General features: G+C 70.4%; 33 protein-coding genes and 1 pseudogene. 22 read left to right on the forward strand and 12 right to left on the reverse strand.

The window, feature by feature from the left end:
* Nucleotides 1–19: 19 nt before the first annotated feature.
* Nucleotides 20–703 carry a TetR/AcrR family transcriptional regulator gene (locus tag FBZ33_RS14180; protein WP_255508858.1) on the forward strand — a complete coding sequence of 228 codons (684 nt, stop codon included), beginning with the start codon at nucleotides 20–22 and terminating at the stop codon, nucleotides 701–703.
* Nucleotides 700–1,107 carry a TIGR03618 family F420-dependent PPOX class oxidoreductase gene (locus tag FBZ33_RS14185; protein WP_255508859.1) on the forward strand — a complete coding sequence of 136 codons (408 nt, stop codon included), beginning with the start codon at nucleotides 700–702 and terminating at the stop codon, nucleotides 1,105–1,107. Before FBZ33_RS14180 ends, FBZ33_RS14185 begins: the two co-directional genes overlap by 4 nt.
* Before the next feature lie 13 nt (nucleotides 1,108–1,120).
* Here FBZ33_RS14185 and FBZ33_RS14190 read toward each other — a convergent pair.
* A pseudogene (locus FBZ33_RS14190) lies at nucleotides 1,121–1,608 on the reverse strand (Tn3 family transposase); the annotation flags it as partial.
* Nucleotides 1,609–1,628: 20 nt separating this feature from the next.
* Here FBZ33_RS14190 and FBZ33_RS14195 point away from each other — a divergent pair.
* Nucleotides 1,629–1,811, forward strand: a complete 183-nt coding sequence (locus FBZ33_RS14195; protein WP_141909398.1) for a hypothetical protein — start codon at nucleotides 1,629–1,631, stop codon at nucleotides 1,809–1,811.
* A gap of 28 nt (nucleotides 1,812–1,839) precedes the next feature.
* Here FBZ33_RS14195 and FBZ33_RS14200 read toward each other — a convergent pair whose 3' ends face one another.
* Nucleotides 1,840–2,769, reverse strand: coding sequence for a LysR family transcriptional regulator (locus FBZ33_RS14200; protein WP_141909399.1), 930 nt, complete (start codon nucleotides 2,767–2,769; stop codon nucleotides 1,840–1,842).
* Nucleotides 2,770–2,897: 128 nt separating this feature from the next.
* Here FBZ33_RS14200 and FBZ33_RS14205 point away from each other — a divergent pair, with 128 nt between their 5' ends.
* Together FBZ33_RS14205 and FBZ33_RS14210 are read left to right on the forward strand one after the other, a co-directional pair.
* Nucleotides 2,898–4,169 (forward strand): MFS transporter, encoded by a 1,272-nt coding sequence (locus tag FBZ33_RS14205; protein ID WP_255508861.1) that lies wholly within the window; start codon nucleotides 2,898–2,900, stop codon nucleotides 4,167–4,169.
* Nucleotides 4,169–4,738: a GNAT family N-acetyltransferase gene (locus FBZ33_RS14210; RefSeq protein WP_141909400.1), complete on the forward strand. Its 570-nt coding sequence runs from the start codon at nucleotides 4,169–4,171 to the stop codon at nucleotides 4,736–4,738. The genes FBZ33_RS14205 and FBZ33_RS14210 overlap by 1 nt, the downstream gene beginning before the upstream one ends.
* 39 nt (nucleotides 4,739–4,777) lie before the next feature.
* Here FBZ33_RS14210 and FBZ33_RS14215 read toward each other — a convergent pair whose 3' ends face one another.
* Nucleotides 4,778–5,518, reverse strand: a complete 741-nt coding sequence (locus tag FBZ33_RS14215; RefSeq protein WP_141909401.1) for an SDR family oxidoreductase — start codon at nucleotides 5,516–5,518, stop codon at nucleotides 4,778–4,780.
* 133 nt (nucleotides 5,519–5,651) lie between these two features.
* Here FBZ33_RS14215 and FBZ33_RS14220 point away from each other — a divergent pair, with 133 nt between their 5' ends.
* Entirely contained in the window at nucleotides 5,652–6,137 is a 486-nt protein-coding gene (locus tag FBZ33_RS14220; protein ID WP_099853521.1) for an Rrf2 family transcriptional regulator, read from the forward strand.
* Nucleotides 6,138–6,143: 6 nt separating this feature from the next.
* On the opposite strand, the gene FBZ33_RS14225 is transcribed toward FBZ33_RS14220, so the two are convergent.
* Entirely contained in the window at nucleotides 6,144–7,697 is a 1,554-nt protein-coding gene (locus FBZ33_RS14225) for a glycosyltransferase family 39 protein (RefSeq protein ID WP_141909402.1), read from the reverse strand.
* Nucleotides 7,698–7,819: 122 nt separating this feature from the next.
* Between FBZ33_RS14225 and FBZ33_RS14230 the strand changes: the two genes are divergently transcribed.
* The 4 genes from FBZ33_RS14230 to FBZ33_RS14245 all read left to right on the forward strand — a co-directional run bounded on the left by FBZ33_RS14230 (nucleotide 7,820) and on the right by FBZ33_RS14245 (nucleotide 10,774).
* The gene (locus tag FBZ33_RS14230; protein ID WP_141909403.1) at nucleotides 7,820–8,851 is read left to right on the forward strand and encodes an aldo/keto reductase; all 1,032 of its coding nucleotides are present in this window, start codon (nucleotides 7,820–7,822) and stop codon (nucleotides 8,849–8,851) included.
* Nucleotides 8,848–9,354 carry a DUF664 domain-containing protein gene (locus tag FBZ33_RS14235; RefSeq protein WP_255508863.1) on the forward strand — a complete coding sequence of 169 codons (507 nt, stop codon included), beginning with the start codon at nucleotides 8,848–8,850 and terminating at the stop codon, nucleotides 9,352–9,354. The genes FBZ33_RS14230 and FBZ33_RS14235 overlap by 4 nt, the downstream gene beginning before the upstream one ends.
* 23 nt (nucleotides 9,355–9,377) lie before the next feature.
* Nucleotides 9,378–9,965, forward strand: a complete 588-nt coding sequence (locus tag FBZ33_RS14240; protein WP_141909405.1) for a GNAT family N-acetyltransferase — start codon at nucleotides 9,378–9,380, stop codon at nucleotides 9,963–9,965.
* A gap of 71 nt (nucleotides 9,966–10,036) precedes the next feature.
* Nucleotides 10,037–10,774, forward strand: coding sequence for a VOC family protein (locus tag FBZ33_RS14245; protein ID WP_141909406.1), 738 nt, complete (start codon nucleotides 10,037–10,039; stop codon nucleotides 10,772–10,774).
* Nucleotides 10,775–10,810: 36 nt separating this feature from the next.
* Here FBZ33_RS14245 and FBZ33_RS14250 read toward each other — a convergent pair whose 3' ends face one another.
* Nucleotides 10,811–11,173: a nuclear transport factor 2 family protein gene (locus FBZ33_RS14250; RefSeq protein ID WP_141909407.1), complete on the reverse strand. Its 363-nt coding sequence runs from the start codon at nucleotides 11,171–11,173 to the stop codon at nucleotides 10,811–10,813.
* Between the two features lie 39 nt (nucleotides 11,174–11,212).
* Nucleotides 11,213–12,181 (reverse strand): NADP-dependent oxidoreductase, encoded by a 969-nt coding sequence (locus FBZ33_RS14255; RefSeq protein WP_141909408.1) that lies wholly within the window; start codon nucleotides 12,179–12,181, stop codon nucleotides 11,213–11,215.
* A gap of 90 nt (nucleotides 12,182–12,271) precedes the next feature.
* Between FBZ33_RS14255 and FBZ33_RS14260 the strand changes: the two genes are divergently transcribed.
* Nucleotides 12,272–12,871, forward strand: coding sequence for a TetR/AcrR family transcriptional regulator (locus FBZ33_RS14260; RefSeq protein ID WP_141909409.1), 600 nt, complete (start codon nucleotides 12,272–12,274; stop codon nucleotides 12,869–12,871).
* Nucleotides 12,872–12,977: 106 nt separating this feature from the next.
* Here FBZ33_RS14260 and FBZ33_RS14265 read toward each other — a convergent pair whose 3' ends face one another.
* Nucleotides 12,978–13,223 carry a flavin reductase gene (locus FBZ33_RS14265; RefSeq protein ID WP_141909410.1) on the reverse strand — a complete coding sequence of 82 codons (246 nt, stop codon included), beginning with the start codon at nucleotides 13,221–13,223 and terminating at the stop codon, nucleotides 12,978–12,980.
* The gene (locus FBZ33_RS14270; protein WP_370453009.1) at nucleotides 13,223–13,576 is read right to left on the reverse strand and encodes a hypothetical protein; all 354 of its coding nucleotides are present in this window, start codon (nucleotides 13,574–13,576) and stop codon (nucleotides 13,223–13,225) included. Before FBZ33_RS14270 ends, FBZ33_RS14265 begins: the two co-directional genes overlap by 1 nt.
* A 207-nt stretch (nucleotides 13,577–13,783) precedes the next feature.
* On the opposite strand from FBZ33_RS14270, the gene FBZ33_RS14275 reads away from it, so the two are divergent.
* Both FBZ33_RS14275 and FBZ33_RS14280 read left to right on the forward strand, forming a co-directional pair.
* On the forward strand, nucleotides 13,784–14,551 hold the full coding sequence (locus FBZ33_RS14275) for a DUF5753 domain-containing protein (protein ID WP_141912671.1): 768 nt from the start codon (nucleotides 13,784–13,786) through the stop codon (nucleotides 14,549–14,551).
* Nucleotides 14,542–14,733 carry a DUF397 domain-containing protein gene (locus FBZ33_RS14280; RefSeq protein ID WP_088948198.1) on the forward strand — a complete coding sequence of 64 codons (192 nt, stop codon included), beginning with the start codon at nucleotides 14,542–14,544 and terminating at the stop codon, nucleotides 14,731–14,733. The genes FBZ33_RS14275 and FBZ33_RS14280 overlap by 10 nt, the downstream gene beginning before the upstream one ends.
* Before the next feature lie 44 nt (nucleotides 14,734–14,777).
* Here the strand turns inward: FBZ33_RS14280 and FBZ33_RS14285 are convergent, their stop codons facing one another.
* Nucleotides 14,778–16,010: an MFS transporter gene (locus FBZ33_RS14285; RefSeq protein WP_141909411.1), complete on the reverse strand. Its 1,233-nt coding sequence runs from the start codon at nucleotides 16,008–16,010 to the stop codon at nucleotides 14,778–14,780.
* A gap of 68 nt (nucleotides 16,011–16,078) precedes the next feature.
* Here FBZ33_RS14285 and FBZ33_RS14290 point away from each other — a divergent pair, with 68 nt between their 5' ends.
* The 4 genes from FBZ33_RS14290 (at nucleotide 16,079) to FBZ33_RS14305 (ending at nucleotide 18,221) form a co-directional block, all read left to right on the forward strand.
* Nucleotides 16,079–16,582 carry a MarR family winged helix-turn-helix transcriptional regulator gene (locus tag FBZ33_RS14290; protein ID WP_197699643.1) on the forward strand — a complete coding sequence of 168 codons (504 nt, stop codon included), beginning with the start codon at nucleotides 16,079–16,081 and terminating at the stop codon, nucleotides 16,580–16,582.
* A gap of 104 nt (nucleotides 16,583–16,686) precedes the next feature.
* Nucleotides 16,687–17,202, forward strand: a complete 516-nt coding sequence (locus tag FBZ33_RS14295; protein ID WP_141909412.1) for a DUF2087 domain-containing protein — start codon at nucleotides 16,687–16,689, stop codon at nucleotides 17,200–17,202.
* 52 nt (nucleotides 17,203–17,254) lie between these two features.
* Complete coding sequence (locus FBZ33_RS14300) at nucleotides 17,255–17,731, forward strand: MarR family winged helix-turn-helix transcriptional regulator (RefSeq protein WP_141909413.1); 477 nt, start codon at nucleotides 17,255–17,257, stop codon at nucleotides 17,729–17,731.
* A gap of 76 nt (nucleotides 17,732–17,807) precedes the next feature.
* A complete protein-coding gene (locus FBZ33_RS14305; protein WP_141909414.1) occupies nucleotides 17,808–18,221 on the forward strand; it encodes a DUF6069 family protein in 414 nt (137 codons plus the stop codon).
* Nucleotides 18,222–18,284: 63 nt separating this feature from the next.
* Here FBZ33_RS14305 and FBZ33_RS14310 read toward each other — a convergent pair whose 3' ends face one another.
* Nucleotides 18,285–18,938: a TetR/AcrR family transcriptional regulator gene (locus FBZ33_RS14310; RefSeq protein ID WP_255508864.1), complete on the reverse strand. Its 654-nt coding sequence runs from the start codon at nucleotides 18,936–18,938 to the stop codon at nucleotides 18,285–18,287.
* Nucleotides 18,939–19,032: 94 nt separating this feature from the next.
* Here FBZ33_RS14310 and FBZ33_RS14315 point away from each other — a divergent pair, with 94 nt between their 5' ends.
* The 4 genes from FBZ33_RS14315 to FBZ33_RS14330 all read left to right on the forward strand — a co-directional run bounded on the left by FBZ33_RS14315 (nucleotide 19,033) and on the right by FBZ33_RS14330 (nucleotide 22,301).
* Nucleotides 19,033–20,151 carry an NAD(P)/FAD-dependent oxidoreductase gene (locus FBZ33_RS14315; RefSeq protein ID WP_141909416.1) on the forward strand — a complete coding sequence of 373 codons (1,119 nt, stop codon included), beginning with the start codon at nucleotides 19,033–19,035 and terminating at the stop codon, nucleotides 20,149–20,151.
* 61 nt (nucleotides 20,152–20,212) lie between these two features.
* Entirely contained in the window at nucleotides 20,213–20,707 is a 495-nt protein-coding gene (locus FBZ33_RS14320) for a GNAT family N-acetyltransferase (RefSeq protein ID WP_255508865.1), read from the forward strand.
* A gap of 102 nt (nucleotides 20,708–20,809) precedes the next feature.
* Nucleotides 20,810–21,235 (forward strand): Hsp20/alpha crystallin family protein, encoded by a 426-nt coding sequence (locus tag FBZ33_RS14325; protein ID WP_141909417.1) that lies wholly within the window; start codon nucleotides 20,810–20,812, stop codon nucleotides 21,233–21,235.
* 67 nt (nucleotides 21,236–21,302) lie between these two features.
* Nucleotides 21,303–22,301 carry a tyrosine-type recombinase/integrase gene (locus tag FBZ33_RS14330; RefSeq protein WP_141909418.1) on the forward strand — a complete coding sequence of 333 codons (999 nt, stop codon included), beginning with the start codon at nucleotides 21,303–21,305 and terminating at the stop codon, nucleotides 22,299–22,301.
* Nucleotides 22,302–22,330: 29 nt separating this feature from the next.
* Here FBZ33_RS14330 and FBZ33_RS14335 read toward each other — a convergent pair whose 3' ends face one another.
* Together FBZ33_RS14335 and FBZ33_RS14340 are read right to left on the reverse strand one after the other, a co-directional pair.
* Nucleotides 22,331–22,738: a RidA family protein gene (locus tag FBZ33_RS14335; RefSeq protein ID WP_141909419.1), complete on the reverse strand. Its 408-nt coding sequence runs from the start codon at nucleotides 22,736–22,738 to the stop codon at nucleotides 22,331–22,333.
* 32 nt (nucleotides 22,739–22,770) lie between these two features.
* A complete protein-coding gene (locus FBZ33_RS14340) occupies nucleotides 22,771–23,142 on the reverse strand; it encodes a VOC family protein (protein WP_141909420.1) in 372 nt (123 codons plus the stop codon).
* A gap of 77 nt (nucleotides 23,143–23,219) precedes the next feature.
* Here FBZ33_RS14340 and FBZ33_RS14345 point away from each other — a divergent pair, with 77 nt between their 5' ends.
* Nucleotides 23,220–24,065 carry an LLM class flavin-dependent oxidoreductase gene (locus tag FBZ33_RS14345; protein WP_141909421.1) on the forward strand — a complete coding sequence of 282 codons (846 nt, stop codon included), beginning with the start codon at nucleotides 23,220–23,222 and terminating at the stop codon, nucleotides 24,063–24,065.
* Nucleotides 24,066–24,089: the final 24 nt, after the last annotated feature.

Here is a 24,089-nt window from a genome sequence, read left to right on the forward strand (position 1 = left end):
TCCAGTACCGTAGCAGAGAGTGGAATTCTCCTTCAACTTGGAAGAGATATTCCGCTTGTGTATGCTCGGACACGTGAGCGAGCCACCCCCGTCCCTGCGCCGTGATGCCGTGCGTAACCGTCAACTGCTCCTGCGCACGGCGTACGAGCTCATGGCCTCCGACGGCCTGGATGTCCCTTACGAAGACATTGCCCGGGCCGCCGGCACGGGGATGGGCACGATGTACCGGCGCTTCCCGCAGCGTCAGGACTTGCTGGACGCCCTGTTCAGCGAGCACATCGACACGGTGATCGGCTTCGCCGAGCGGGCCGCGCAGTGCGGCGACGCCTGGGCCGGGCTCGCCTGGTTCCTGGAGCAGCAACTCGAGATCGAGGCGCAAAGCCGGGGGCTCGGGGAGCTGTTGCGCAGCCGCAGCCAGGCCACCGCACTGGTGCAGCGGGCGCACGAGCGAATGACCCCGCTCGTGGCAGATCTCATCACCCGAGCCGTGCGTGCGGGCCAGCTACCGGCCGGGGCGACCCCCGCCGACTTCGCCGCCGTGCACGTCATGGTCGGCAGTGTCATGGACGCCTCCCGGGCCTTCGCCCCCCATCTGTGGCGCCGCGCTCTCACCATCGCCCTGGCCGGCCTGCGCAATGCCGAACTATCCGGCGACCCGCCTGACGAGGCAGTCATCGACTACCTCTACAACGACAAGAAATGAAGGTCCAACCCATCATGGCCCTGCCCGACGACCTCCTCGCGGTTCTGCACAGCAAGGCGATCTGCTTCGTCACCACGCTGATGCCCGACGGATCTCCGCAGATTTCCCAGACCTGGGCCGGTACCGACGGCGAACATGTGCTGATCAATACGGTGGTCACCCACCAGAAGACCCGCAACATCACGCGCGACCCCCGCGTCGCGATCGGCATCGCCGACCCGGCCGCACCATCCCGCTCCTGGGCGCTGCGCGGCAGCGTCGTGACCGCCACCACGGACGGCGCGAGGGAGAACATCGACGAGCTGTCCCAGAAGTACATCGGCCGGCCCTACCCCGGCTTCGGCGGTAACCAGGAGCAGCGCCTCGTCCTCACCGTCAAGGTCGACAAAGTACATACACCTTGATGCCAGCCACCCACTCCGCGACGTGGGTGTAGGTGGAGATGCCCTGCCCGCGGGCGAAGTAGCGCGACAGGTGCCGGGCGGTGATGGACTTGCCTTTGACCGGGAACCGCTGTCCGTCAGAAGAGGACAAGGTGCCGGAGCCGAAGGTCTGGGTCAGCGGGAGCCGATGGTGGTAGTTCACGATCGCCGCGTTCGCCGCCTCCAGGATCTCGGGCCGGAAGTACCACTCGGCCGTCCAGGCCAGCACGTCATACGGCACGCCGCAGGACTCCGACATCGCCGTCAGGCCCATGTTGGTGGCCTCGGCGATGATCACGTACATCAGGTTGCGCTTGAGCTCCGCCGGCCGGTTCACCTTCCCCCGGCGTGCACCAGGTGGTCGGTGAACCCGGTCCTGGCGTCGACCTCTACCAGCACTGATGCGAGGGGTAGGCGGGGCAGCATGCCGGCCAGCTCGGTGCGCAGCACGTCGGCTTCGGCCGGGACGTCCTCGGCGGTCAGCGACGACGCTCGGAGAGCAGGTGCTCGACCCGCCGAGCGGCCCGGCAGGCGGTGGCGGCGGTGGACTGCCGATCACCGGTTCACCCATCCTCACCATCGCGGCGGTCGGGATCCTGCTGATCCTGATCGGCATGGCGGCCCTGTGGCGTACGCCGGCTGCGGTGGGTGGTCAAGTAGGTCACACCGTCCCGCCGCACCCCTGACGCGTGCGCCGGGACGGTCCGCCGCTGGTCACGCCCACGTTGGCAGCCAGATCTCCGCATCGACTGGGCTCGTTCGTCGCGAATCGAGATGATCGCGGAGTGTGGCGAGCGCGGGATGCGGGTTGTCGTCGCGCCAGATCAACGACATGGGGTAGACCGGGGCCGGCCCGCGTACCGGTATACGCCGCAGGTCGTAACTGTCCGGCCACAGGTACCGGGTGCGTTCGCCGGCCAACGTCGCCAGTTCCGCGGAGTCGGCGATCTCGGCCAACAGTGCCTCGTTGCCGAAGACCGGCCCGACCAGGTCGATGGTGAGGCCGAACGCGGCGCCGAGGTCGTCGTAGTAGTCCGCCCACTCGGTGCCGGAGGCCATGCCGGGCATCCAGATGCGGTGCGCGGCGAGCTGCGCGGGCGTGACGGTGCGGGCGTTGGCGAGGGCGTGGCGTGGCCCGACGAGGAGTTCGTGGTGTTCGTCGATCACGCGGGCGGTCCTGATCCCGTCGGGCAGATGGCGGGCCGGGATGGGGACCGCGTGGAACGTGGCGTCGACCGCCCCCGCCTCGACGGCCGCCATCGCGGCATGGACCTCGGCGTCGAGGGTGACGACATCCAGCTCGATGCGGGGATGCGCCCGGTGGAAGTCCTGCAACAGCACCGCCGGGGCGATGCGCCGACTGTGCACATCCACGCGCAGGGCGCGCCGACCGGGGCGTACGGAGGCGTCGGCGCGCGCCTCGACGCGCAGCAGTTCCCGGGCGTGGGGCAGGAAGGTCTGGCCGTCGATCGTGAGCTGGGCGCCGCGAGCGGTGCGGTTGAACAGCCGTACCTGAAGATCCTTTTCCAGGGCGGCGATGCGCTTGGACACGGCCTGCTGGGTGATCGACAGCGCGGTCGCGGCGTCCTGGAACTGACCGGCGTCGGCGGCGGCGACGAACGTGCGTACGGCGTCGAGATCCACGCCAGGAACCCTACTTCCACAACATCTGGTTGTGGCTCACCGTCGGTTCGGTTGTTTGATCTGGCCTCTGCACCCTTGCTTTGATCGCACCGGCCAACGGCAGGTTGTTGGAAGCGGGGGTGTGGGTTGTGGCGGCGAGACGATCCCTGGGCCGGCGGTTCCGGTGGTTGTGGGCGGCGTACGCGGTCAGCGCCTACGGTTCTGGCTTCGGCTTCGGTGCCCTACCGCTGATCGCCGTGCTGGTGTTGGACGCCAGCCCCGCCCAGGTGTCCGCGCTGTCGGCTGTGGGGCCGGCGGTGGGCGCGCTGGTCGCGTTGCCGCTCGGGCCGTGGGTGGAGTTCCGCCGCAAACGGCCGGTGATGGTCGTGACGGATCTGGCCCGGTTCGTGGTGCTGCTGACGATCCCCATCGCGTACGCGCTCGGCCGGCTCGGTTTCGCGCAGTTGTTGGTCGTCTCGGCCGTCGTCGCCACCGCCAGGATCGCTTTCGGTGCGGCCAGCGGCGCCTACCTCAAGGCCCTCGTCCGGCCGGACGACCTGCTCGTGGCCAACGCGAGGTTCGAGTCGACGACCTGGAGCGCCATCGCGTTCGGGCCGCCGCTGGGCGGCGCGGCGGTCGGCCTGTTCGGCCCGGTCGCCACCATCGTGGCCGATGCCGTGAGTTACCTGCTCTCCGCGCTGGGGATCACGGCGATCGGCGGGCGGGAGGAACACCCCCGGCGCGGTGGCGGTCGCCGGGTGCGGGCCAGCGAGGTGCTCGACGGCTGGCGGCACCTCCTGACCCACAGTGGCCTGCGGGCGCTCTACCTCAACCAGCTGCTCGTCAGTGGGCTGATCATGGCCACCGAGCCACTGCTGGCAGTGCTCCTGCTCGGCGAACTCGGGTTCCCACCCTGGCAGTACGGGCTTGCCTTCGCCGTGCCCTGCGTCGGCGGGCTCATCGGCTCACGCCTGGCCCGCCGGGTCGTCGCGAGGTACGGCCAACACCGGATCATCCGCACCGTGGGCACGTTGCGCGCGATCTGGCTGGTCGGCCTCGCCTTCGTCCAGCCCGGTGTCGTCGGGCTCGCCACGGTGATCGCCGTCGAACTTGCGATCATCATCAGCATGAGCCTGTACAACCCGGTTCTCGCCACCTACCGCCTGGAGCAGACGCCGAAGGACCGCGTGGTCCGCACTCTGACGGCCTGGTCGATCGGCAGCAGTGCCACCATCGCGGTCCTCAGCGCGCTCGGCGGACTGTTCGCCGCCGCCACCAGCCCTCGCACGGCCATCCTGGTCGCGGGACTGCTGATCCTCGCCAGCCCGTTGCTGCTACCGCGCCGCCCCGATCCCGGAGCGGCAGGGAACGCCGAGGCCCACGATGACGGCCGCCCGCAGACGATGCGGGAGTTCGCCTGATGTTCCAGCCGACCTACCCGATCCGCACCGCTCGGCTCACCCTGCGTCCGTTCACCATCGACGACCTCGATGACGTGTACGCGTACCAGCGTCGACCCGACGTCGTTCGCTGGATGCTCGGTGCCGAGCCGCGTACCCGTGAGCAGTCGCGGTCGTCGGTGCTCGCCATGGCCGGCGAGGACGAGCTGCGCGTGGAGGGGGACTGCCTGGCATTGGCCGCGGTCGGTGAAGCGGGGGTGATCGGGACCGTGGAGTTGGTGTGGCGCAGCCAGCTCGACCGTACGGCTGAGCTCGGTTTCGTGTTCAACCCCGACCATGGGGGTCGCGGGTTGGCGACGGAAGCCGCTTCGGCGTTGGTGGACTGGGGTTTCACCGAGTTCGGCCTGCACCGGATCTATGGCCGGTGTCACGGGCGCAACGCCGCCTCCGCCCGTCTGATGGCCCGGCTCGGCATGCGCCGCGAGGCACACCACGTCGCGAGCTATCTGTTCGCGGGGGAGTGGGCTGACCAGCTCGTGTTCGCGATCCTGGACCGCGAGTGGCAAAGCCGTACCCGCACGTCGCCGTGATGATCGACTGTCACGGCGACGTGCGCGTACGGCCGACGCTCAGCCCTGGCGGCCCAGCCACTCCCGGTAGGCGGTGGGCGCGATGACGGCGCCGTCGGGGGCGACGAGGACGTCGTCGGGTGCGGCGGCGAACATGCCGGCGGTGTCGTCGGTGGTGACGGTGCGCTGGTCACCACGGGCGGCGAGGGTGATGCGCCCCAACTCGTCGAGGGCGAAGACCTCGGGGCCGGCGACGTTGCGGATGCCCCGCAGCGGCGCGCCCATGCTGACGTCGGCAACGGCCTGCGCCACGTCGGCGGCGGCCATCGGCTGCACCGGGGTGCTGGGTAGGCGAACGGTGGTCTCGTCGGCGGTCCAGGAGAGGATCGACTCGACGAACTCGAAGAACTGGGTGGCGCGGACGATCGAGTACGGAACGGGACCGGCCTTGAGGATGTCCTCCTGGAGGGTCTTGGCGCGGTAGTAGGCCAGGTCGGGCACCTGGTCCACGCCGACGATGGAGAGCACCACCGCGTGACCGACGCCCGCACGCTCGGCGGCGGCCAGGAGGTTGTCCATGGTCGTCTGGAAGAAGGCGGGGGAGGCGTCGTCGAAGGTCGGCGAGTTGGTCAGGTTGACGACGACGTCGGCGCCGGTGAGCGCCTCGGACAGCCCCTGCCCGCTGAGGAGGTCCACCCCGGTGGACAGCGAGTGCGGCACCGCCTCATGCCCGGCGGTCTGCAGGATCTTGACGACCTGCGACCCGATGAGGCCGGTCCCACCCAGTACGGCGATCTTCATGCTCATGCACCTTCCTGTGAAATGTGGTCGTCTGTCCGGCTTCCCGGCTCAAGCCAAACTCGGACCTCTCCTGTCCGAGAACAATACTCGGACATTGCAAGTCCGAGTATCCGGGGTTGGCTAGGGTGAGGTCATGAAGATGTCCGGCGGGGTCGAGTGGGCGCTGCACTGCTGCGTGGTCCTCACGACCAGCAGCACGCCCGTCCCGGCGGCCAAACTGGCGGAGCTGCACGATGTCTCCAGCAGCTACCTCGCCAAGCAGCTCCAGTCGCTCGCCCGCGCCGACCTGATCCACTCCGTTCAGGGCAAGTCGGGCGGTTACGTCCTCACCCGGGCGCCGGAGAGCATCACCCTGCTCGACGTGGTGCGGGCCGTCGACGGCCCGGGGCCCAGTTTCGTCTGCACGGAGATCCGCCAGCGCGGCCCGTTCGCGACACCGGCCGACTCCTGCACCACGCCGTGCCCGGTCGCCCGTGCCATGTGGGCAGCGGAGGACGCGTGGCGCCAGGCGCTCGCCGCGGTCACGATCGCCGATCTCGCCCGCGACGTCGACACCGCCTCCGGCCCCGAGGCACTGGCCGGCATCCACACCTGGCTCACCAGCGACCGCGCCGGCTGACCACTGTCAGCCGGTGTGGCGTACCTCGGTGTCCCAGATCTGCGACCACGGACGCCGCAGACCCCGGCACACGTGGATCGGGCCGCCGTTTTCGTCGTTCTCCACCTCGACCCGCTGGTCCACCCGCCCAGCGAGCGTGCACGTCTCGAACCAGGCGTTCAACGGGTCGGGCCGTTCCCAGCCGACGGCGATGACCACGTCCGCTTCGGCGGGTGGCCGATCGAAGTCGACCATGCTGTTGTGCCCGGAGTAGGCGCGCGGAAGACCACGGGCCGGACCGTACCGGGCCACCGCACCGGCCTCGCCGTAGTTGCCGGTCAGGATGACCGCCCGGGAGCGCTCCTCGGGTGACAGGCCACCGTGGACGGCGGCGAGCGAGTCCGCGAACGTCGGCCAGCCGATCGTCTCGCCGGCGTCGTAGTTGACGTCGACCACGAACCCGGGGAGCCGCTCGGCGGGCAGCACCGGCAGCAGCAGCACGATGTTGGGCAGGAGGAACGGCACCACGCCCAGCACGAGCAGCCCTCGACGCAGCCGGATCGACCCGCGCGACGCCCACGCGACGGTGACCAGCACGCCGGCGGCGGTGAGGACCAGCAGCAGCGGCGCGTCGTAGTAACCCTTGCCGCCGGCGATCAGCACGATGCCGACCACCACCAGCCAGGCCCAGCCCACCGCCCGGTACGCCCGCCACGCCGGTCGGCGCAGCAGCGCGACGAGGCCCGCGATCCAGATCGGTACGGCGTACGGGCTGATGATGACGAACTGGAGGGTCAACGCGTCGACCCGACCGCTGTAGGAGCTGTCCCCGTCGGAGATGGAGGCCGCCACACCGAGCTGCGGGAAGCCGTGTGCCGCCTGCCAGATGAGGTTCGGAGCGGCCAGCAGCACGGCGACCCCGGCAGCGGCGAGCACCCACCGGTCACGCAGCAGCCGACGTGGCCCGGCGATGAGCACCCCGGCGATCAGACCCACTGCCAGCAACGCCGGCAGAAGCTTGCTGAGCATGCCCACCCCGAGCGCCAGACCGATGCCGAGCGCCCAGCGGCTGTCGCCGGTGCGCAGCAACCGCACCGCACACCACATGGCGGCCAGCCAGACCAGCAGGTCGACGGTGGTGGTGCTGAGCAGGTGACCGCTGGCGAGAACGATGCCGGACAGCGCGGCCAGCACCGCCGCGAAGGTCTGCGCGCCACGGCCGCCGCCCAGCTCCCGCGCGATGGCGGCGACCAGCAACACTGCGCCACCAGCCAGCAGCGCCGACGGCGTCCGCAGCACCACCAGGTTGCCCGGTGCGATCGTGTCGAGCAGCCGAGCGAGCGCCGGGACCAGCGGACCCTGGTCGACGTAGCCCCAGTCGAGGTGTCGGCCGGCAAGCAGGAAGTACAACTCGTCGCGGTGGTAGCCGTACCGGCCGGCGAGCAGCAGCAGCGTCACAGTGGTCGCTGCGGAAACCAGCCACGGGCCGCGCCCTCGTGCGCCAACCTCCGGTGGCGCGCCCGGCGGTGCCGCCGGAGCCGGCCGCTGAGGCCGGTCAATGTCGATCGCGGGGTCGCTCACCTGCTCATGATGACCCGCGAGGTGGTCGCGCGGGTGCCCGTACCGCGTTCGGCACTGTCCCGCATGCGGGTGGTCGGGACGGGTGCGAAGATCGGCTTCGTCACTCGGACCGAAAGGACGATATGCGCTATCGCACTCTGGGCTCCACCGGCACTGTGGTCTCGACCCTGTGCCTGGGCACCATGACCTTCGGCGCGGAAACCGACGAGGCGGGCAGCTTCGCCCAACTGGACCGGTTCGTCGAGGCCGGTGGCACCTTCATCGACACCGCCGACGTCTATTCCGCCGGTGTCTCGGAGGACATCGTCGGGCGTTGGCTGCGGGCCCGGCCCGACCTGCGCGACCGGCTGGTGATCGCCACCAAGGGGCGTTTCCCGATGGGCCCGGGGGCGAACGACGCCGGCCTGTCCCGGGTGCACCTCACCCGCGCGCTGGACGCCAGCCTGCGGCGACTCGGGGTCGAGGCCGTCGACCTCTACCAGGCGCACGCCTGGGACCCGATGACCCCACTGCCGGAGACCCTGCGGTTCTTCGACGACGCGGTGACCGCCGGAAAGATCCGCTATGCGGGGGTCAGCAACTTCACCGGTTGGCAGTTGCAGAAGGCCGCCCTGCTCACCCAGCACCTCAACCTCACCCCGATCGTGACCCTGCAACCGCAGTACAACCTGCTGGCTCGGGAGATCGAGTTCGAGCTGGTGCCGGTCTGCGAGAACGAGGGCATCGGCATCCTGCCGTGGTCGCCGCTGGGCGGCGGCTGGCTGACCGGCAAGTACCAGCGCGACAGCACGCCCACCGGAGCGACCCGCCTCGGCGAGAACCCCCAGCGCGGCGTCGAGGCGTACGCCGGTCGCAACGCCGAGGAGCGCACCTGGCGGGTGCTCGACGCGGTCCGTCAGGTCGCCGGGGAACACGGCGTGTCCATGTCGGCGGTGTCGCTGGCCTGGCTGGCGGCCCGACCGGCGGTCACCTCGGTCATCCTCGGCGCGCGCACCACCGAGCAGCTCGACGACAACCTGACCGCCGCGGACCTGGTCCTCGACGCCGAGCAGATGCGATTGCTGGACGAGGCGAGCGCCCCGCTGGTGGGGGACTACCCGTACGGCGCGGCGGGTGTGCGGCAGCGCGCCCGTGACCTGCCGACCTCATCATGATTCCCTTCCCCGAGCCCACCGCGCCGGCCGGCAGCCGCACCGAGGTCTTCCTGCGCTACCTGGACTACTTCCGCGAGTCCACTGTGGCCAAGGTGTCGGCGTTGGCCGAGCCGGAGCTGCGCCGCAGCCGGCTGCCGTCGGGGTGGACCCCACTGGAGCTGCTCACGCACCTGCGCCACGTCGAGCTGCGCTGGATCGAGTGGGGTTTCCAGGGCCGGGACGTCGCCGACCCGTGGGGCGACCGCCGCGACGACCGCTGGTACGTCGCCCCGGAGGAGACCCGGGAGGACCTGGTGGCGGCGCTGCGGGCCCAGGGCGAGCACACCAACTCGGTGGTGACGGCACACGACCTGGCGGAGATCGGTGCGCCGGGGCCGCGCTGGAACGGCGCGGACCCGGCGTCGCTGGAGCGGGTGCTGTTCCACCTGGTCCAGGAGTACGCCCGCCACCTCGGCCACCTCGACGTGGTCGCCGAACTCGCCGGCGGCCCCCTCGGCGAGTGAGCTCCCGGCTCGATAATGGGCCAATGCCGTCGCTCGTCACACCCGCACTGCCCGCCGGGAGTCTCGGCGCCCAGGACCAACCCCACCTACCGGTACGCCCCGGGCTGGCGCTGCGGCCGTGGCGCGACGACGACGCCGGGGTCGTCCGGGTCGCGTTCGACTGTCCAGCCATCCAGCGCTGGCACGTCCGCCGTCTCGACAGTGACGACGAGGCGCGGGCCTGGACGGCGCAGTGGGCCGGCCACTGGCACGAGGAGACGTCCGCGAGCTGGGCGATCGTCGACGCGGACGACCGGCCGCTCGGTCAGGTGGGGTTGCGGGGCGTGCTGCTGGCCGAGGGGTCGGCGCACCTGTCGTACTGGCTGCTGCCGGGTGCACGCGGTCGGGGGATCGCCACCGAGGCGCTGGGAGCCCTGACCCGGTGGAGCTTCACGGACGCCGGTCTGCACCGACTGGCCCTGGAGCACTCGACCGCCAACCCGGCGTCGTGCCGGGTGGCCATGCGGGCAGGTTTCCCCGCCGAGGGCGTGGCTCGCGGGTCGGTCCGCCACAGCGACGGCTGGCACGACATGCACCTGCACGCACGGCTACGCACCGACGGCTTGACCTGATCAGTGGACGCCAGCGGATGTGGGCCTGGGCGGGCACCACCGCCGACTCGACGGGCCCTACCATCTCCGGCATGGCAACGCGGCTCGTACAGATCAACATGAAGGCCCGTGACGATTCCGCGCTGGGCGGTTTCTGGGCGGCGGTGCTCGGTTGGGAGATCTCCAGCGAGGGCCCGGGCGTGACCAACCTCGAACCTGTGGGCTTCGTCTACCCGGACCCCGTCGCTGTCTGCATCGACCTCGTCGTCTCCCCGGAACCCAAGACGGTGAAGAACCGCGTGCACGTCGACCTCGCCACCACCTCGGCGGCTCACCAGGCGGAGGTGGTGGCGCGCCTGAAGGATCTCGGCGCGACACCTGCCGACGTGGGGCAGGGCGACGTTCCCTGGACGGTCCTGGCCGACCCGGAGGGCAACGAGTTCTGCGTGCTGGAGCCCCGGGCGCTCTACCGGGACACCGGGCCGATCGCCGCGGTCGTGGTCGACTGCGCGGATCCGCGAGCCATGGCCGACTTCTGGAGCCAGGCCACGGACTGGGTCCTGCACGACGTGACCGACCGCCAGGCGGTGCTGCGCTCCGCCAAGGGCGTCGGCCCATACCTGGAGTTCGTCCGGACACCCGACGTGAAGACCGTGTGGAACCGCGTCCATCTCGACGTCCGCCCCTACCCGGGTGACGACCCGGAGACCGAGGCGGCCCGACTGCGGGCTCTCGGCGCCACCGCCGTCGATCTGGGCCCCGACGACGTCGCGTGGACCGTCCTCGCGGACCCCGAAGGCAACGAGTTCTGCCTGCTCAGCCCGAGCTGACCGTACCCGTGAGAGGACTAAGGTCCTGAGGCGCAGTCAGGCGGCGTCGAGCGAGCTGAACTGGATACTGACGAGCCGCCATCCGGCCGACAGTTCGATCCAGACCTGAGTCAGTCGGACCGCCAGTGCCATCTCATGGCCGCGCCAGGACGCCCGGCTGCGCTGGACACAGCGCACGATGGCGGTGCGCTCGTAGCGGCGCACGTCCAAATCGCCGGTCTCCAAAGAGAGATAGGCGAAGTCGGCGTGACGGTCGATCCACTGCCGTTTGTCGAGCTGGTAACCCCGCTCGCCGATGGACATGAAATCGTCCGCCAGCAGTGCGTTCAAGCGGCCAGTATCTGCCCCGAGTTCGGCGTCGTCAAAAGCTTGCTGGAGTTCGCGGATGTCGGTTGTCATGGGCCATCCTGTCGCGCAGTGGTGAGGTTGGGTCTCTGTTCACATCGTGACGACTAGCTTGCCGGTCGTGTGCAGACGGACGAAGTCCACGCACGCTTGAACGCCGTCGTCGAGGGTGTAGCGGCGGCCGATGGTGGCCGGTAGTTCGCCGTGCACCGCCAGTTCGCCAACCTCGCGCATTCCGCCGAACGTGCCGTCCAGGTCCAGCACGAAATGCAGACCCACGTCGTCGCGGCTGATCCACTCCTGTTGCGGCACGGGGTAGGTGATCGTCAGTAGACGTCCGCCTGGGCGAATGGCGTTCGCGACCGCGGTGAGGCGGTCGCTCGGCAGGACCAAGTTGAACGCGACATCGACTCCTGCGGGGTACTGCGTTTCGGCGTATCCGATGGTCTCGCCGGCGCCCAGTGCTCGCAGAACGTCGGCATCGGCGGCGGTCGCGGTTGCGGTGACCCGGGCTTTCACGGCGGCGAGCAGCGAAATCAGCGCGGTACCGACGCCGCCGGTGGCGCCGACCACCAGGACGGTCTCGCCTGGCTGGACTTGGGCGGTGGCCATCAGCGCCCGGGCAGTCAGGCCGATGGTCGGCAGAGCTGCTGCCTGTTCGACGTCGAGACCGGGCGGGCGATGCGTCAGTAACGGGGTGTCGGCCTCGAAGACCGCGTACTCGGCCAGCGACCCGGTGCTCAGCGACGGCCGCGTCGTACCGACCATGGTTCGCAGCACTCGGGGCACGGCCTGACCGAAAATCTCGTCGCCCACCTGATAGGCCGTGACCCCGTTACCGATATCGCTGACCGTGCCGGCGAAGTCATTGCCGGGTACGTGCGGAAATTTCAGCGGCACGACCTCGCGGAAATCGCCGCTGGGTAGCCGCACGTCTGCCGGGTTGATCGAGGCCGCTGCGATCCGGACCTGAATCTGCCCCGGACCGGGCTGCGGCACCGGCACGTCGGCCACCACGTATTCCTCGGGTGGTCCGTAGTCGGTTGCAACAACTGCCTTCACGCAACTTCCTCCAAACGGACCGCTGGGTCATGTTACGGCGGCCAAGCTAGCAATAAACGGACCGAGCGGTCAACTTGCTAGAATGTTGAAGTGACCTCGACCCGGCCGTTGCGTGCCGACGCCGCCCGCAACAGGGAACTGCTGCTGGCGGCTGCTGCCGACGAGTTCGCGGAGCGAGGCCTGGACGCATCGGTTGCCGACATCGCCCGGCGAGCCGGTGTCGGAAAAGGCACCGTATTCCGCCACTTCGCCAGCAAGGACGACCTGATCGCCGCGATCGTGGTCGACCGCGTCGACGCGCTCAACACGGTCGGCGAACGGCTGTTGGACGCGGCGGATCCAGGCGGGGCGCTGCTGGAATTCCTCACCGCCGCAGCGCATCAGCGACAGCAACGCGACCTGTCGTTTCTGCAGGAGGCCGGCGAACTCACGACAGAGGTCACCAGGGTCCGCAACCGGATGTTCCACATCGTGCACACCCTGGTCGACCGGGCGCGCCAGCACGGCGCCGTGCGGACCGACGTCACCGGCGCGGACATCATCCTGCTGATGTGCGCGCCCAACTACGTCACCACCTACGTGCCGGACGCCCCACCTGACCTGTGGCGGCGGTATCTCGCCATCATCTTCGACGGCCTGCGCCCCGAAGGCGCCCACCCGCTGCCACACCCACCGCCACCGACGTCTTGAGTCGCGTGGACCGTCCTCGCGGACCCCGAGGCAAACGAGTTCTGCCTGCTCAGCCCGAGCTGACCCATACCCTCGTGAGCTGCTTCGTCGGAGTTCGGTGTATGGCTCAGCGGGCTTCGGCCCAGCCGACGAAACGCGGGGTCAGATTGGGCAGCGCGACGCCCGGGTTGAGCGTAATGAGATCGGCTTCGGCTGCCTCCTGAAGCTTTGCCAGGTGACTCAACAGGCCCGGCCGATCCTCGCGGTACTCGCCGAGGAGGCACAGCTTCGCGGCCGAGCACGGCCACAGGATGCCGCAGGCCGGGCAGCGCCACGACGGCCGCAACGGGAAGTGCTTCGGTCGCTCGGGCATCAGACGACCCCCACCGCTTCCCGACCCCGGGTCGGTGCGAGCGAGCGGGCATCCTCGGAGGGGCGGGGGGCCCGAACCTGCACCTGTACGCCCGCACGCATCACGAACAATTCGCGCCGCGCCACCGCCTCGCCCTTCCTGCCCAACTCGTACGCGTCGAGCCAGAGCCAACCGTCGTAGGTGTGGCGATCGGGCAGCTCGCGGATGACCCGGACGACGATCGGCTTCATAAATTGGACGCTCGCGGCGGTGGTCAAGCGGATCACGTCCCCAGCCCTGAGCGCAGGACCGGCCATGGTCGTCGCTCTTCCCGCTTCGGCCTCGCGGGCTTCTTCTCCGTCCTCGTCGGACACGGCTTTCCCCCAGATCAACGTGTGGGAAGGGGCCGCCCCCGTGAGTGCTCGCCCAACGGAAGCGGCCCCGCTACGAACGCGTCCGCCGGGTTCGGGTCCCCTGCCGGCCGCGCCGTCTACACAGCACCTTGCCCGGGGTTGCTGGACAAATACACAGCGTTATCTAATCTCTTCAAGGCAGTTGATTTGTTCCAGGGGAGGGACGGTATGAATCACGCCTTTGTCGCAGCACTGGCTGGGGCGGGTCACACCGCCGAGACCCTCGCAGGTCAGATCGGCGTGCACCCGAAGACCGTCGCCAGGTGGGCAAACCCGGGTCACATTCCCCAGAGCCGCCATCGCTCGACCGTCGCAAAGCTCCTGGCAAAAGATGCCGACGCACTTTGGCCGGACGTCGTCCGTCGCCGCGAACCGGTGTGGTTCCGGCCGTGGGTCGACCTCGAACGCGAGGCGGTGACGCTCCGGTCGTTTCAACTCGCGTGGGTGCCCGGACTGCTCCAGACGGAGGCGTACGCGCGAGCGACCCTGGCGGGCGGGGTGCTGGCACCGGACGCGGTCGCCGAATTCGCCGAGGCCCGAATGAGCCGGCAAGCGATCCTGAGTCGCGACGGCGGACCGCTGCTGATCGCGGTGCTGGACGAGGGGGTGCTGAGGCGACGCGTCGGCGACGACCGCGCGCTGATGGCGTCGCAACTCACGCGCCTGCTTGGCTTTGCCGAGAGCGGCAGCGTTCAGCTCCACATCGTCCCGGCGGACGCGCCCAGTTACCCCGGGCTCGACGGACCATTCACCATCGCCGACATGCCGGACGGATCGCGGGTCGCGCACGTCGACAGCCCTGCCCAGGCGCAGATCCTCGACCAGATGTCGGACCTTGTTAGCCTGGAGCGGCGGTGGGAGCGTATTCGCGGAGAGGCACTGCCCCGAGGACGTTCCGTGGACCTTCTGAGAGAAGCGGCAGCATCATGGACCTGACCGGCGCGCGGTGGCGTAAGAGCACGAAGAGCGGCGGCAACGGCGGTGACTGTGTCGAGGTTGCCGACAACCTTCCCGGCGTGGTCCTCGTCCGTGACACGAAGGACCGCGACGGCGCGACATTGGCCTTCAGCCCGCAGTCGTGGCGTGGCTTCGTGACGATGGCACGCGACGCCGACTGACTGACCACATCGGTCCGGAGGCTCCCCACCCGTTCACGTGACGGTCAACGGACGGCGACGGGTGCGACCGGTTGCGGTTGCGGGGTCGCTGGCCAGGTGAGTCGGCGTACGCCGGGGACGAGTGCCGTGCCCGCGCAGGAGGCGAGGACCAGCAGGCCGGCGACGGCCAGGGGCACGGGCGCGCCGAACGCGTCGGCGGCCAGCGGCGCCAGCGCGTATCCCAGCGGCATGGCGCCGAGCGACACCAACCAGTCGTACGAGGTGACGCGGGCCAGCACCTCCGGTGGGAAGTGGTGCTGCACGACGGTCTCCCAGACCGGGTTGAGGTAACCGAGGGCGGTCAGCGCCACCGCGTAGGCGACGATCACCGCCGGGGCGGGTGCGGCGACGGCGAGCAGGAACAGCGGCGCGGCGTAGCAGGCCAGCCCGAGGTTGGCCAGCAGCACCGGCCGGCGTAGCCGAACCCGTCCGGCCAGCAGCGATCCGACGAGCATCCCGACCGCGCCGGCCTGCAGCAGCAGCACCCAGGTCGTCTCACCGCCGAGGCGGTCGATGGCGACTGCCGGCCCGAGGGTCATCAGCACGGCGGCGGCACCGTTCCACACGCCGTGCCCGAGCAGGCTGGTCCAGAACCAGTCGCGGGCACGTACTTCGCCGAAGCCGTGCCGCAGGTCGGCGAGGACGGAACGGCGGGGCACCGGGACGTGGCGGACCCGCAGCAGCCCGAGCAGGAGGGCGCTGAGCGCGAACGACGCACTGTCGAGGATGAACGCCCAGCCGGGGCCGGCAGCCCAGATCAGCGCGCCGGCCAGCGCCGGCCCGGCGAGGCGACTGGTGTTGGCAGTCATGCCCATCAGGGCGTTGGCCCGCTGCCGGTCGACGGGCTCGACGGTGCCGGCGACCAGTGGAGACGCGGTCGGAATGGCGAACGCCGACGCGGTGCCGCCGAGCGCGGACGCCACGACAACGGTGGTCAGTGACGGGTCTCTGCCGAGCAGCTCCACGCCGACGGCGAGCTGGGTCGCGCAGCGCACCAGGTCGGCCGCCATGGCGACCCGACGGGCGTCGAACCGGTCGGCCACGACACCGCCCAGTGGCAGCAGAAGCAGTCGGGGGATCATCGCCGCGGCGAGGACCACGGCCAGCGCGCCGGTGGAGCCGGTGGCCCGCAGCACGGCCAGGGCCAGAGCGGCGGGCACCACCGCCTCGCCGAGAGCCGAGACGGTACGGCCCAGGAACAGCAACCGGAAGGAGGGGATGCGCAGGGGGTGAGCCATGGCCACAACATACTTCGACGCCGAATCTTTCGGCAATGAATATTTCGACGCTGAGGTAAGCTGGTGCGGTGACCACCACTCCGGATGACGTCGACCGGCACATCGAGCGTTGGCTTCCCGTGGTGCCTGACCTCGACGCGGACGTCGAGGGCGCGGTGACCAGGATGATCAAGCTGATCCGGCACCTGCGGACGGTCAAGGAACGGGTTCTGGCCGACCTCGACCTGCCCGCCCACGAGTACGACACCCTGCACGCCCTGGCCGGCCGACGCGGCCGGGCGGCCCCCTCGGACCTCGCCGTGGATCTCGCGGTTGCCCCCGCCTCGATCACGGCCCGGGTGGACACCCTGCTCCGGCGGGGTTTCGTGCGCCGGATTCCGTCGACAGTCGACCGCCGGCGGGTGGACGTGGAGCTGACCGACGCGGGTCAGGCTGCCTGGCGTGGGGCGATGGAGATCCAGGGCGCCGAGGAGCACCGCCTGCTCGGCGCGCTCACAGCGACCGAACGGCGGCAACTCTCCGACCTGTTGCGCCGGGTGATGCTCGTCGCTGAACAGCCGAAGGTCGACTGAACAGGTCCCGTCGACTACGCAGGCTTGGTCGAGCGAAGGCCGACCGTGCAGGCTCGGAGAAATCGCGTGGCGCCTCGCGTACAGCTGATGCGAGGGTGACCGGCGTGACTGCGCATGCTCTGGCCGGAACCCTGGCCGACGACGGACGGCGACGGATCTTCGCGGCGATCGTGCTGGGTGCCACCAGCGCGACGGAGGTCGCCGAACGGGCCGGCCTGCCGGCGCGGGTGGTGCTCACCGGGGTCCGCCGGCTCGCCGACGCGGGTCTCGTCACCGGCGCGGACGGCTCGCTGGCGGTCGACGAGGCGTCGCTGCGGGCGGCCGCCCGCAGCAGTCGCCCGGCCGACGACGCGGAGCCCAACGCCGACCCGGTGCTGCGGACCTTCCTGCGCGCGGGCGCCCTGGTGGGTCTGCCGGCGCAGCGCAGCCGACGGAGGGTCCTGCTGGCACATATCGCCGAGCGGTCGTTCGAACCGGGCACCCGCTATCCGGAGCGCGCCGTCGACGACGCGCTCAAGGCGTGGTGCGCGGCGGGCGGGTCGGATCACGCGACGCTGCGTCGGTATCTGATCGACGAGCGGTTGCTCACCCGCGAGCACGGCATCTACCAGCGGCCCTGATCGTCCGCTTGGCTAACCGTATCGTCGCGGAGGATCTTGCTAGCCTCGGCGCATGACCTCCTGCACGCCCGCTGACGGCCCCCCGGATCTGTTGTTCCTGCTCTCCTGGGCGAGTCACGCGCTGCAGACCGAACACGCGGCGGGGCTGGCCGAGCTGGGCATCTCACCGCGGGCGCACTACGTGTTGGCGCAGGCGCGCACCGGAGACCTGACCCAGCGGCAGATCGGCGAGCGGTGCGGCGTGGACAAGACCACGATGGTCGTCACCCTCGACCAGTTGGAACGGGCCGGGCTGGCCGAGCGTCGCCCCGTGCCGACGGATCGACGCGCCCGGCTGGTCGCGGTGACCCCGGCGGGGGAGCAGGTCCTGCTGCGGGCGCGGCAGGTGGTCGAGCGCATCCAGGAGGACCTGCTCGCGACCCTTCCCGAGCAGGATCGTGCGGTGTTCCTGCGTGCCCTGCTGGCCCTGGTGAACGGTCCGTTGGCCACCAGCTCCCCGTACGCGCCAGGTAGCCGCTCAGGCTGTTAGTTCCGAGAAAGATAGTTCTGAACAAGACTATCTGTTACGGTCGTACTCGTTCGTTTCCCCTGAACGAGGAGCCGTCATGAGTTCTGCCGCCGTCACGACCCCCACCACCTCGACCCTGCGCCGCCGCGCCCTCGCCGTCGGCGTCGCCGTCGTGGCCTGCCTGGCCATCTGGTCGCTCGGCGCACTGGCCGGTGTCGACTACACCGTCGAGAGTCCGGGTCAGCCCGCCACGGTCATCGGCGCGGGCGCGATCTTCGTTGTCGCCCTGGGCGCCGCCCTGCTCGGCTGGGCCGCGTTGGCCCTGCTGGAGCGGTTCGCCCCACGGGCCGCCCGTCCGGTCTGGATCTCGCTGGCCGTCGCGGTGACCCTGCTGTCCCTCGTCCCCCTGGTTGGCGTCGAGGCCACCGGCGGCGCCAAGCTGACCCTCGGCGCGACACACGTGGCCGTGGCGGTCGCGCTGATCGCCCTGCTGCCCCGCCCTCGCCGCTGAACGGCGGCGCACGGAAGCGTGCCGACCGCTCACGGAGGTCGTCGGTCAGCTACCTGCCGGGTCTTACGCGGGCGGTCGGCTGAGTTTGGCGGCCACGGCGTCGAGGACCCAGTCCAGGCCCGTCGCGAAGGATGTTTCGGCGTCCACGTCTGCGCCGTCGTGCACGGCCCTGGTCAGCGCCGGGAAGCGGCCCGTGGCCAACATCTTCGTCAGGTGCGGACCGGAGGCGCGCTGCCATTCGCGTTTGGACAGGCCTGTGACGCGCTCGGCCCGCAGGTTCGCGATCTCACGCCTGATCGCGCCGGTGAGGTAGGAGCTGACGGTTTCCACGGCGCGCAGAACGGTGTCGATGTCGGCGAAGCCGTCGAGGGCAGCCAGCTTGGCCTCGGTCACGGCCATGCCGTTCGGGCCCAGGGTCGGACGGCCGCCGAGCAGGTCGGCCAGCCAAACGTGGCGCAGGGCGGCCTGCCTGGTGCGGTGGGCGAGGACGCGCAGCGCCTCTCGCCAGTCACCGGGCTGCTCTGCGGGGAGAATCTCGGCGTGGACCTCGTCCACCATGAGGTCGAACAACTCCTGCTTGGTGGAGATGTACCCGTACAGCCGCATCGGGCCGGCGTTCAGTCGGGCGGCGACCTTGCGCAACGACACCGCCTCCAGCCCGCCTTCGTCGGCCAGCGCGATGGCGGCGGCGACGATCCGCTCGCGGTCGAGCGGCACGGGAGGATTCGACGGCTCGGGCCGGTCCCACACAGTCAATGGTCACCACCGTTCTGTTGCTGTGCATCGTACGAGTGGAATACGGTGTATCGCCATGAGACACCGTATCGCCGTGGTCGGGGGCGGCCCTGCGGGCCTCACCTTCGCCCGTGTCCTGCACCGCCACGGCCACCCCGTCGCCATCCTCGAACGCGATCCCACCCCGGACGCACGCCCTCCGGGGGGCGCTCTGGACCTGCACGAAGGACTGGGCCAGCTGGCACTGGACAAGGCGGGGCTGCTGGCAGAGTTCCAGGCGCTGTCTCGCCCGGAGGGGCAGGCCATGCGCATCCTGGACGCTGCTGGCACGGTGCTGCGGGACTGGCGGCCCTCTCCGGATGAGCAGGCCAATCCGGAGATCGATCGCGGGCAACTCCGTGATCTGCTGCTCGGCTCCCTCGACGTGCGGTGGGGTCGAGAGGTCCTGCAGGTGGTGCCGGGGACCGAGGATGGCGTACTGGTTCGTTACGCGGACGGGGGGCAGGAGACGTTCGACCTCGTGGTGGGCGCGGACGGCGCCTGGTCCCGGGTCCGCCCGGCGGTCTCGCCGGTGACGCCGCAGTACACCGGCGTCACCTCGGTCGAGACCTCCCTCGACGACGTCGACACCCGCCACCCCGCCCTCGCCCAGTTGATCGGCGACGGTTCGGTGGCCGTGTACGGCGTGAACCGATCTCTCGTCGCCCAGCGCAACAGCGGCGGTCACGTCAAGGTGTACACCAAGTTTCGCGCGCCGCTGGACTGGCACGCGGGGCTGGACCTGGCCGACGTCGAGGCCACGCGATCAGTCCTTCTGGCTCTGTTCGACGGCTGGGCCCCTCCCGTCCTCGACCTGCTCGGCCACGGCACCGCCTTCCTCCACCGCCCCTTCTACGTCCTGCCCGTATCCCACACCTGGGCCCACGTCCGCGGGGTGACGCTGCTGGGCGACGCCGCCCACCTGATGCCACCGTTGGGGGCGGGCGCGAACCTCGCGATGCTCGACGGCGCCGAGCTAGCGGAGTCCATCGCTGCCGACCCTGAAGATCTGGACGAGGCCGTCCGCGCCTTCGAGGAACGGATGTGGGCACGGGCCAGCAGGTGGGCGACGATCACGACGGCCGGCCTGGAACGCCTCGTGAGCCCGGACCCGGCCGAAGCCCTCGCCCTCTTCGACCAGGTCCAGCCATCCTGATCGCCACGAGCGGGAGCACCGACCGGGGTAATGCCGTTGACCGGGCGGTGATGATCGACTGGTGACCATCACCGCCCGAGCAACCTGGACGACCAGCGTCAGCCGACCCGACCAGCCCGACGCGGTGCTGCTGCTGCGCGAGTACATGACCGAGATGGTGGTGCGCTACCACCGCCGCCCGGCTCTGCCCGGCGAGGTCGACGAGGCGCTCGCGGAGATGCCCAGCGACGACCTGACCCACGCGAGCGGGTTGCTGCTGCTCGCCCACCACGGCACCGACCTGGCCGGGTGCGCCGGGCTGCGCTGGCACTCGGGCTGGGCCGAGCTGACCCGGGTGTTCGTCCGACCCGCGCATCGTGGCGCCGGTGGGGGTGCCGCGTTGCTGACCGCCGTCGAGCAGCACGCACGGGAGGCCGGAGCGCAGGCGATACGGCTGGACACCCGCGCCGACCTGGTCGAGGCCCGCGCCCTGTACGCCCGGCACGGCTACGTCGAGATCCCGGCGTACTCGCACGGCCCCTACGCCGAGCACTGGTTCGAGAAGCGCCTGGGTTGAGCGGTTGACGCTCGCCGGCGGATGCGCTAAATAAGAAGAGGAAGTTGAGTCACCCCGGCTCAACTCATCACCTTCGGCCAGGAGAACCGAGGAGGCATGACCATGTTGATGCGTACCGACCCGTTCCGCGAGATCGACCGGCTCGCCGAGCAGTTCTTCGGTACGGCGGCCCGTCCCGCGACGATGCACCTTGACGCCTACCGCGACGGCGACCACTTCTACGCGGCGTTCGACCTGCCCGGCGTCGACCCCGACACCATCGACTGCACCGTCGAGCGCAACGTGCTCACCGTCCGGGCCGAACGTCGCCGACCCTCCGGTGACGGCGTCGAGCTGGTGGCAGCCGAACGTCCGATGGGTACGTTCACCCGGCAGCTGTTCCTCGGCGACACCCTGGACACCGACAAGCTGGAAGCCGGCTACGAGCACGGGGTCCTGACGCTGCGCATCCCCGTCGCCGAGCGTGCCAAGCCGCGCCGGGTGACCATCACCGCCAACGGCGACGGACGTCGACAGATCAACGCCTGATCATGGTGTCGGGTGGGATCGGCGCGCCTGCACGCCGATCCCACCCGAAGCTGAGAACCTTTTTCACATGGTGTTCTCCGACGCTCCGGTGCTGGCCCGCCCGTCCGCGCCACCCGCGCTGCCGAGTGGGCCGGTCGAGGTCACCGAGGCGTGGCTGCGTAACCGGCGGTTGTCCGAGCACACCCGCGACGCGTACCGGCGCGACGTCACCGGCTGGCTCACCTGGTGCGCCGGCCGGGACCTGGACCCGCTGCGGGCCACGTTCCTGCACGTCAACGAGTATGCCCGGGCGTTGGAGTCCACAGTCGCCGCCCGCAGCGGCCGGCCGCTGACCCCGGCGACCGTGGCGCGACGACTCTCCGCGCTGTCCAGTTGGTACGACTTCCTGGTGAAGCTGGGCGCGGTGCCGGCCAACCCGGTCGCCGGCGCGGACCGGCCCCGCGTCGACCGGGACCACTCCGCCACTCTCGGGCTCACCCCCGAGGAGGTGGACGCTCTGCTCGGCGCCGCCGACGCGGACACGGGCGCGACCGCCCTGCGCAACCGGGCGGCGATCGCTCTCCTCGCCGATCTGGGCCTGCGCGTCGGGGAGCTGATCTCGCTGGACCTGACCGACCTCGGCACCGAACGCGGACATCGCAGCGTGCGTTTCGTCGGCAAGGGCGGCAAGCAACGCCGTCGGGCCCTCACCCCCGGCAGCGGGTACGCCGTGGACGCCTACCTGGCCCAGCGGGCCGCCGCCACCGGTGTGCCGGTGACACAGCTGACCGGGCCGCTGCTGGTCACCGCCAGCGGTGCCCGCCTGGACCGGCACTCGGTGTTCCGGATGGTCCGCCGGCTAGCCCGGGTCGCCGGCATCCCGGCCTGGGCGAAGCTGTCGCCACACTCCCTGCGGCACGCCTTCGCCACCACCGCCCGCTCGGAGGGCGTGCCGCTGGAGGACGTGCAGGACGCGATGGGGCACGCCGACCCGCGCACCACCCGCCGCTACGACCGGGACCGGCACAACCTCGACCGGGACCCGGCCTACGTGGTGTGGGCGGCGCGATCCCGTCGGAGCAGTTGAGCGCTACACGGCAGACGTCGGGTTGTTGATCAGTCGAGAACCGCAGTGGCTTCGACCTCGACGAGGAGATCAGGCTCACCCAGAGCACTGACACCCAGCAGCGTGATGGGCTTGACCAGGTCAACTCCCAGCTTCGCACCCGCCCGAGCGGCGCCTTCGCCCAACAGGGGCATCTTGTCGGGCGACCAGTCGACGACGTAGATGGTCAGTTTCGCCACGTCGCCGAAGGATCCTCCGACTTCGGCCAGGGCGGTGCCAATGTTGAGATAGCACTGCTCGACCTGGGCGGCGAAGTCTCCCTCGCCGACTTTGCGCCCTTCGGCATCGCGGGCCACCTGACCGGCGAGGAAGACGAGCTTGGACCCGGTTGCGATCGACAACTGACGGTAGACGTCCGGCTTCGGTAACCCGTCCGGGTTGACGAGAGTGATGGCCATGCTGACTCCTTCTGTCGTTGCGCCGGGCCGGCTCAGCTCTGCGGTCGGGGGCAGATGCAGAACGGCTGCCCGATCGGGTCGAGAAGCACCACCCACCGCTCGCCGCCGGGCTGGAAGTCCGGCTTCGAGGCGCCCGCCGCGACGAACGTCTCCTCCGCCGTGGCGAGGTCGTCGACGTACAGGTCCAGGTGGTAGCGCTTGTCGCCCGACGGGTCCGGCCAGGACGGCGGACGGTAACCCTCGACCAGCCCGAAGCCGATGGAGACACCACCGGAGCTGATCATCGCGTAGTCGGGTTGGCTGTGGGTGATCTCCCAGCCGAGCGCCTGGTGGTAGAACGCGGCGTGGCCGGCGGGGTCGGAACTGTCGAGGTTGACCATGGCGAGGTCCGCAGAGGCTGTCACGCCAGCAGTATGCCGCCGGGGCCCGACAAGCCCGCGTGACCGACACACGCGTCAGACCCCCGTCCTACGGTCGGCGAATGAGACATGGCCTGGAGATCTCCTGCGGTGGCGCCTCCATCCCGGTGTCCGTTCTGGTGGAGCTGGGTGAGCTGGCCGAACACGCCGGCTGGGACGGCGTGTTCCTGGAGGACTACCTCATCCACTACAGCGGGGACGAGCCGTCCACCTACGACCCGTGGCTGGTGCTCGCCGCGATCGCCGGACGCACCGGGCGGGTGCGCCTGGGCACCACGGTCACCGCGCTGCCCCGGCGCCGCCCGGCGAAGCTGGCGCGTGAGGTCCTCACCCTCGACCACCTCAGTGCCGGCCGCGCCACGGTGGCGGTCGGCGTCGGAGACCCCGGCGACCGAGGGCTGGCCGCGTTCGGCGAGCAGACCGAGGTGTCGGTGCGCGCCGCGATGCTCGACGAGGGCCTCGACCTGCTGACCGGGCTGCTCAGCGGTGAGCGGGTCGACCACCAGGGCACCCACTACCGCGCCGACGGGGTGGCGCTGCGGCCGGCGCCGGTGCAGGCACCCCGGGTGCCGGTCTGGGTCGGCGGCAGCACCCAGGCCGCAGCGGTTCGTCGCCGCGCGGCCCGCGCCGACGGCATCGTTCCGTACAAGCTCACCGACACCGACACATGGTCCGACTTCACCCCCGACGAGGTACGCGAGCTGGTCAACGCCCTGCCACCGACCCGCGCCGACGGTCAGCCGTTCGACGTGGCGATCGGTGGCCGGCGCCGCCGACCCGACGAACGTGCCGAACGGGCGTACCTCGAAGACCTCGCCGCGGCCGGCGCCACCTGGTGGCTGGAGTTCGTCCCGGTCGGCGATCCGGCGGCCATGCGCGCCGCCGTCGCCCGCGGGCCCCTGCGCTGACACGGGTCAGCATGCGGCGAGCAT

Source organism: Micromonospora sp. A202 (genome assembly GCF_006715105.1).
Classification (GTDB): domain Bacteria; phylum Actinomycetota; class Actinomycetes; order Mycobacteriales; family Micromonosporaceae; genus Micromonospora; species Micromonospora zamorensis.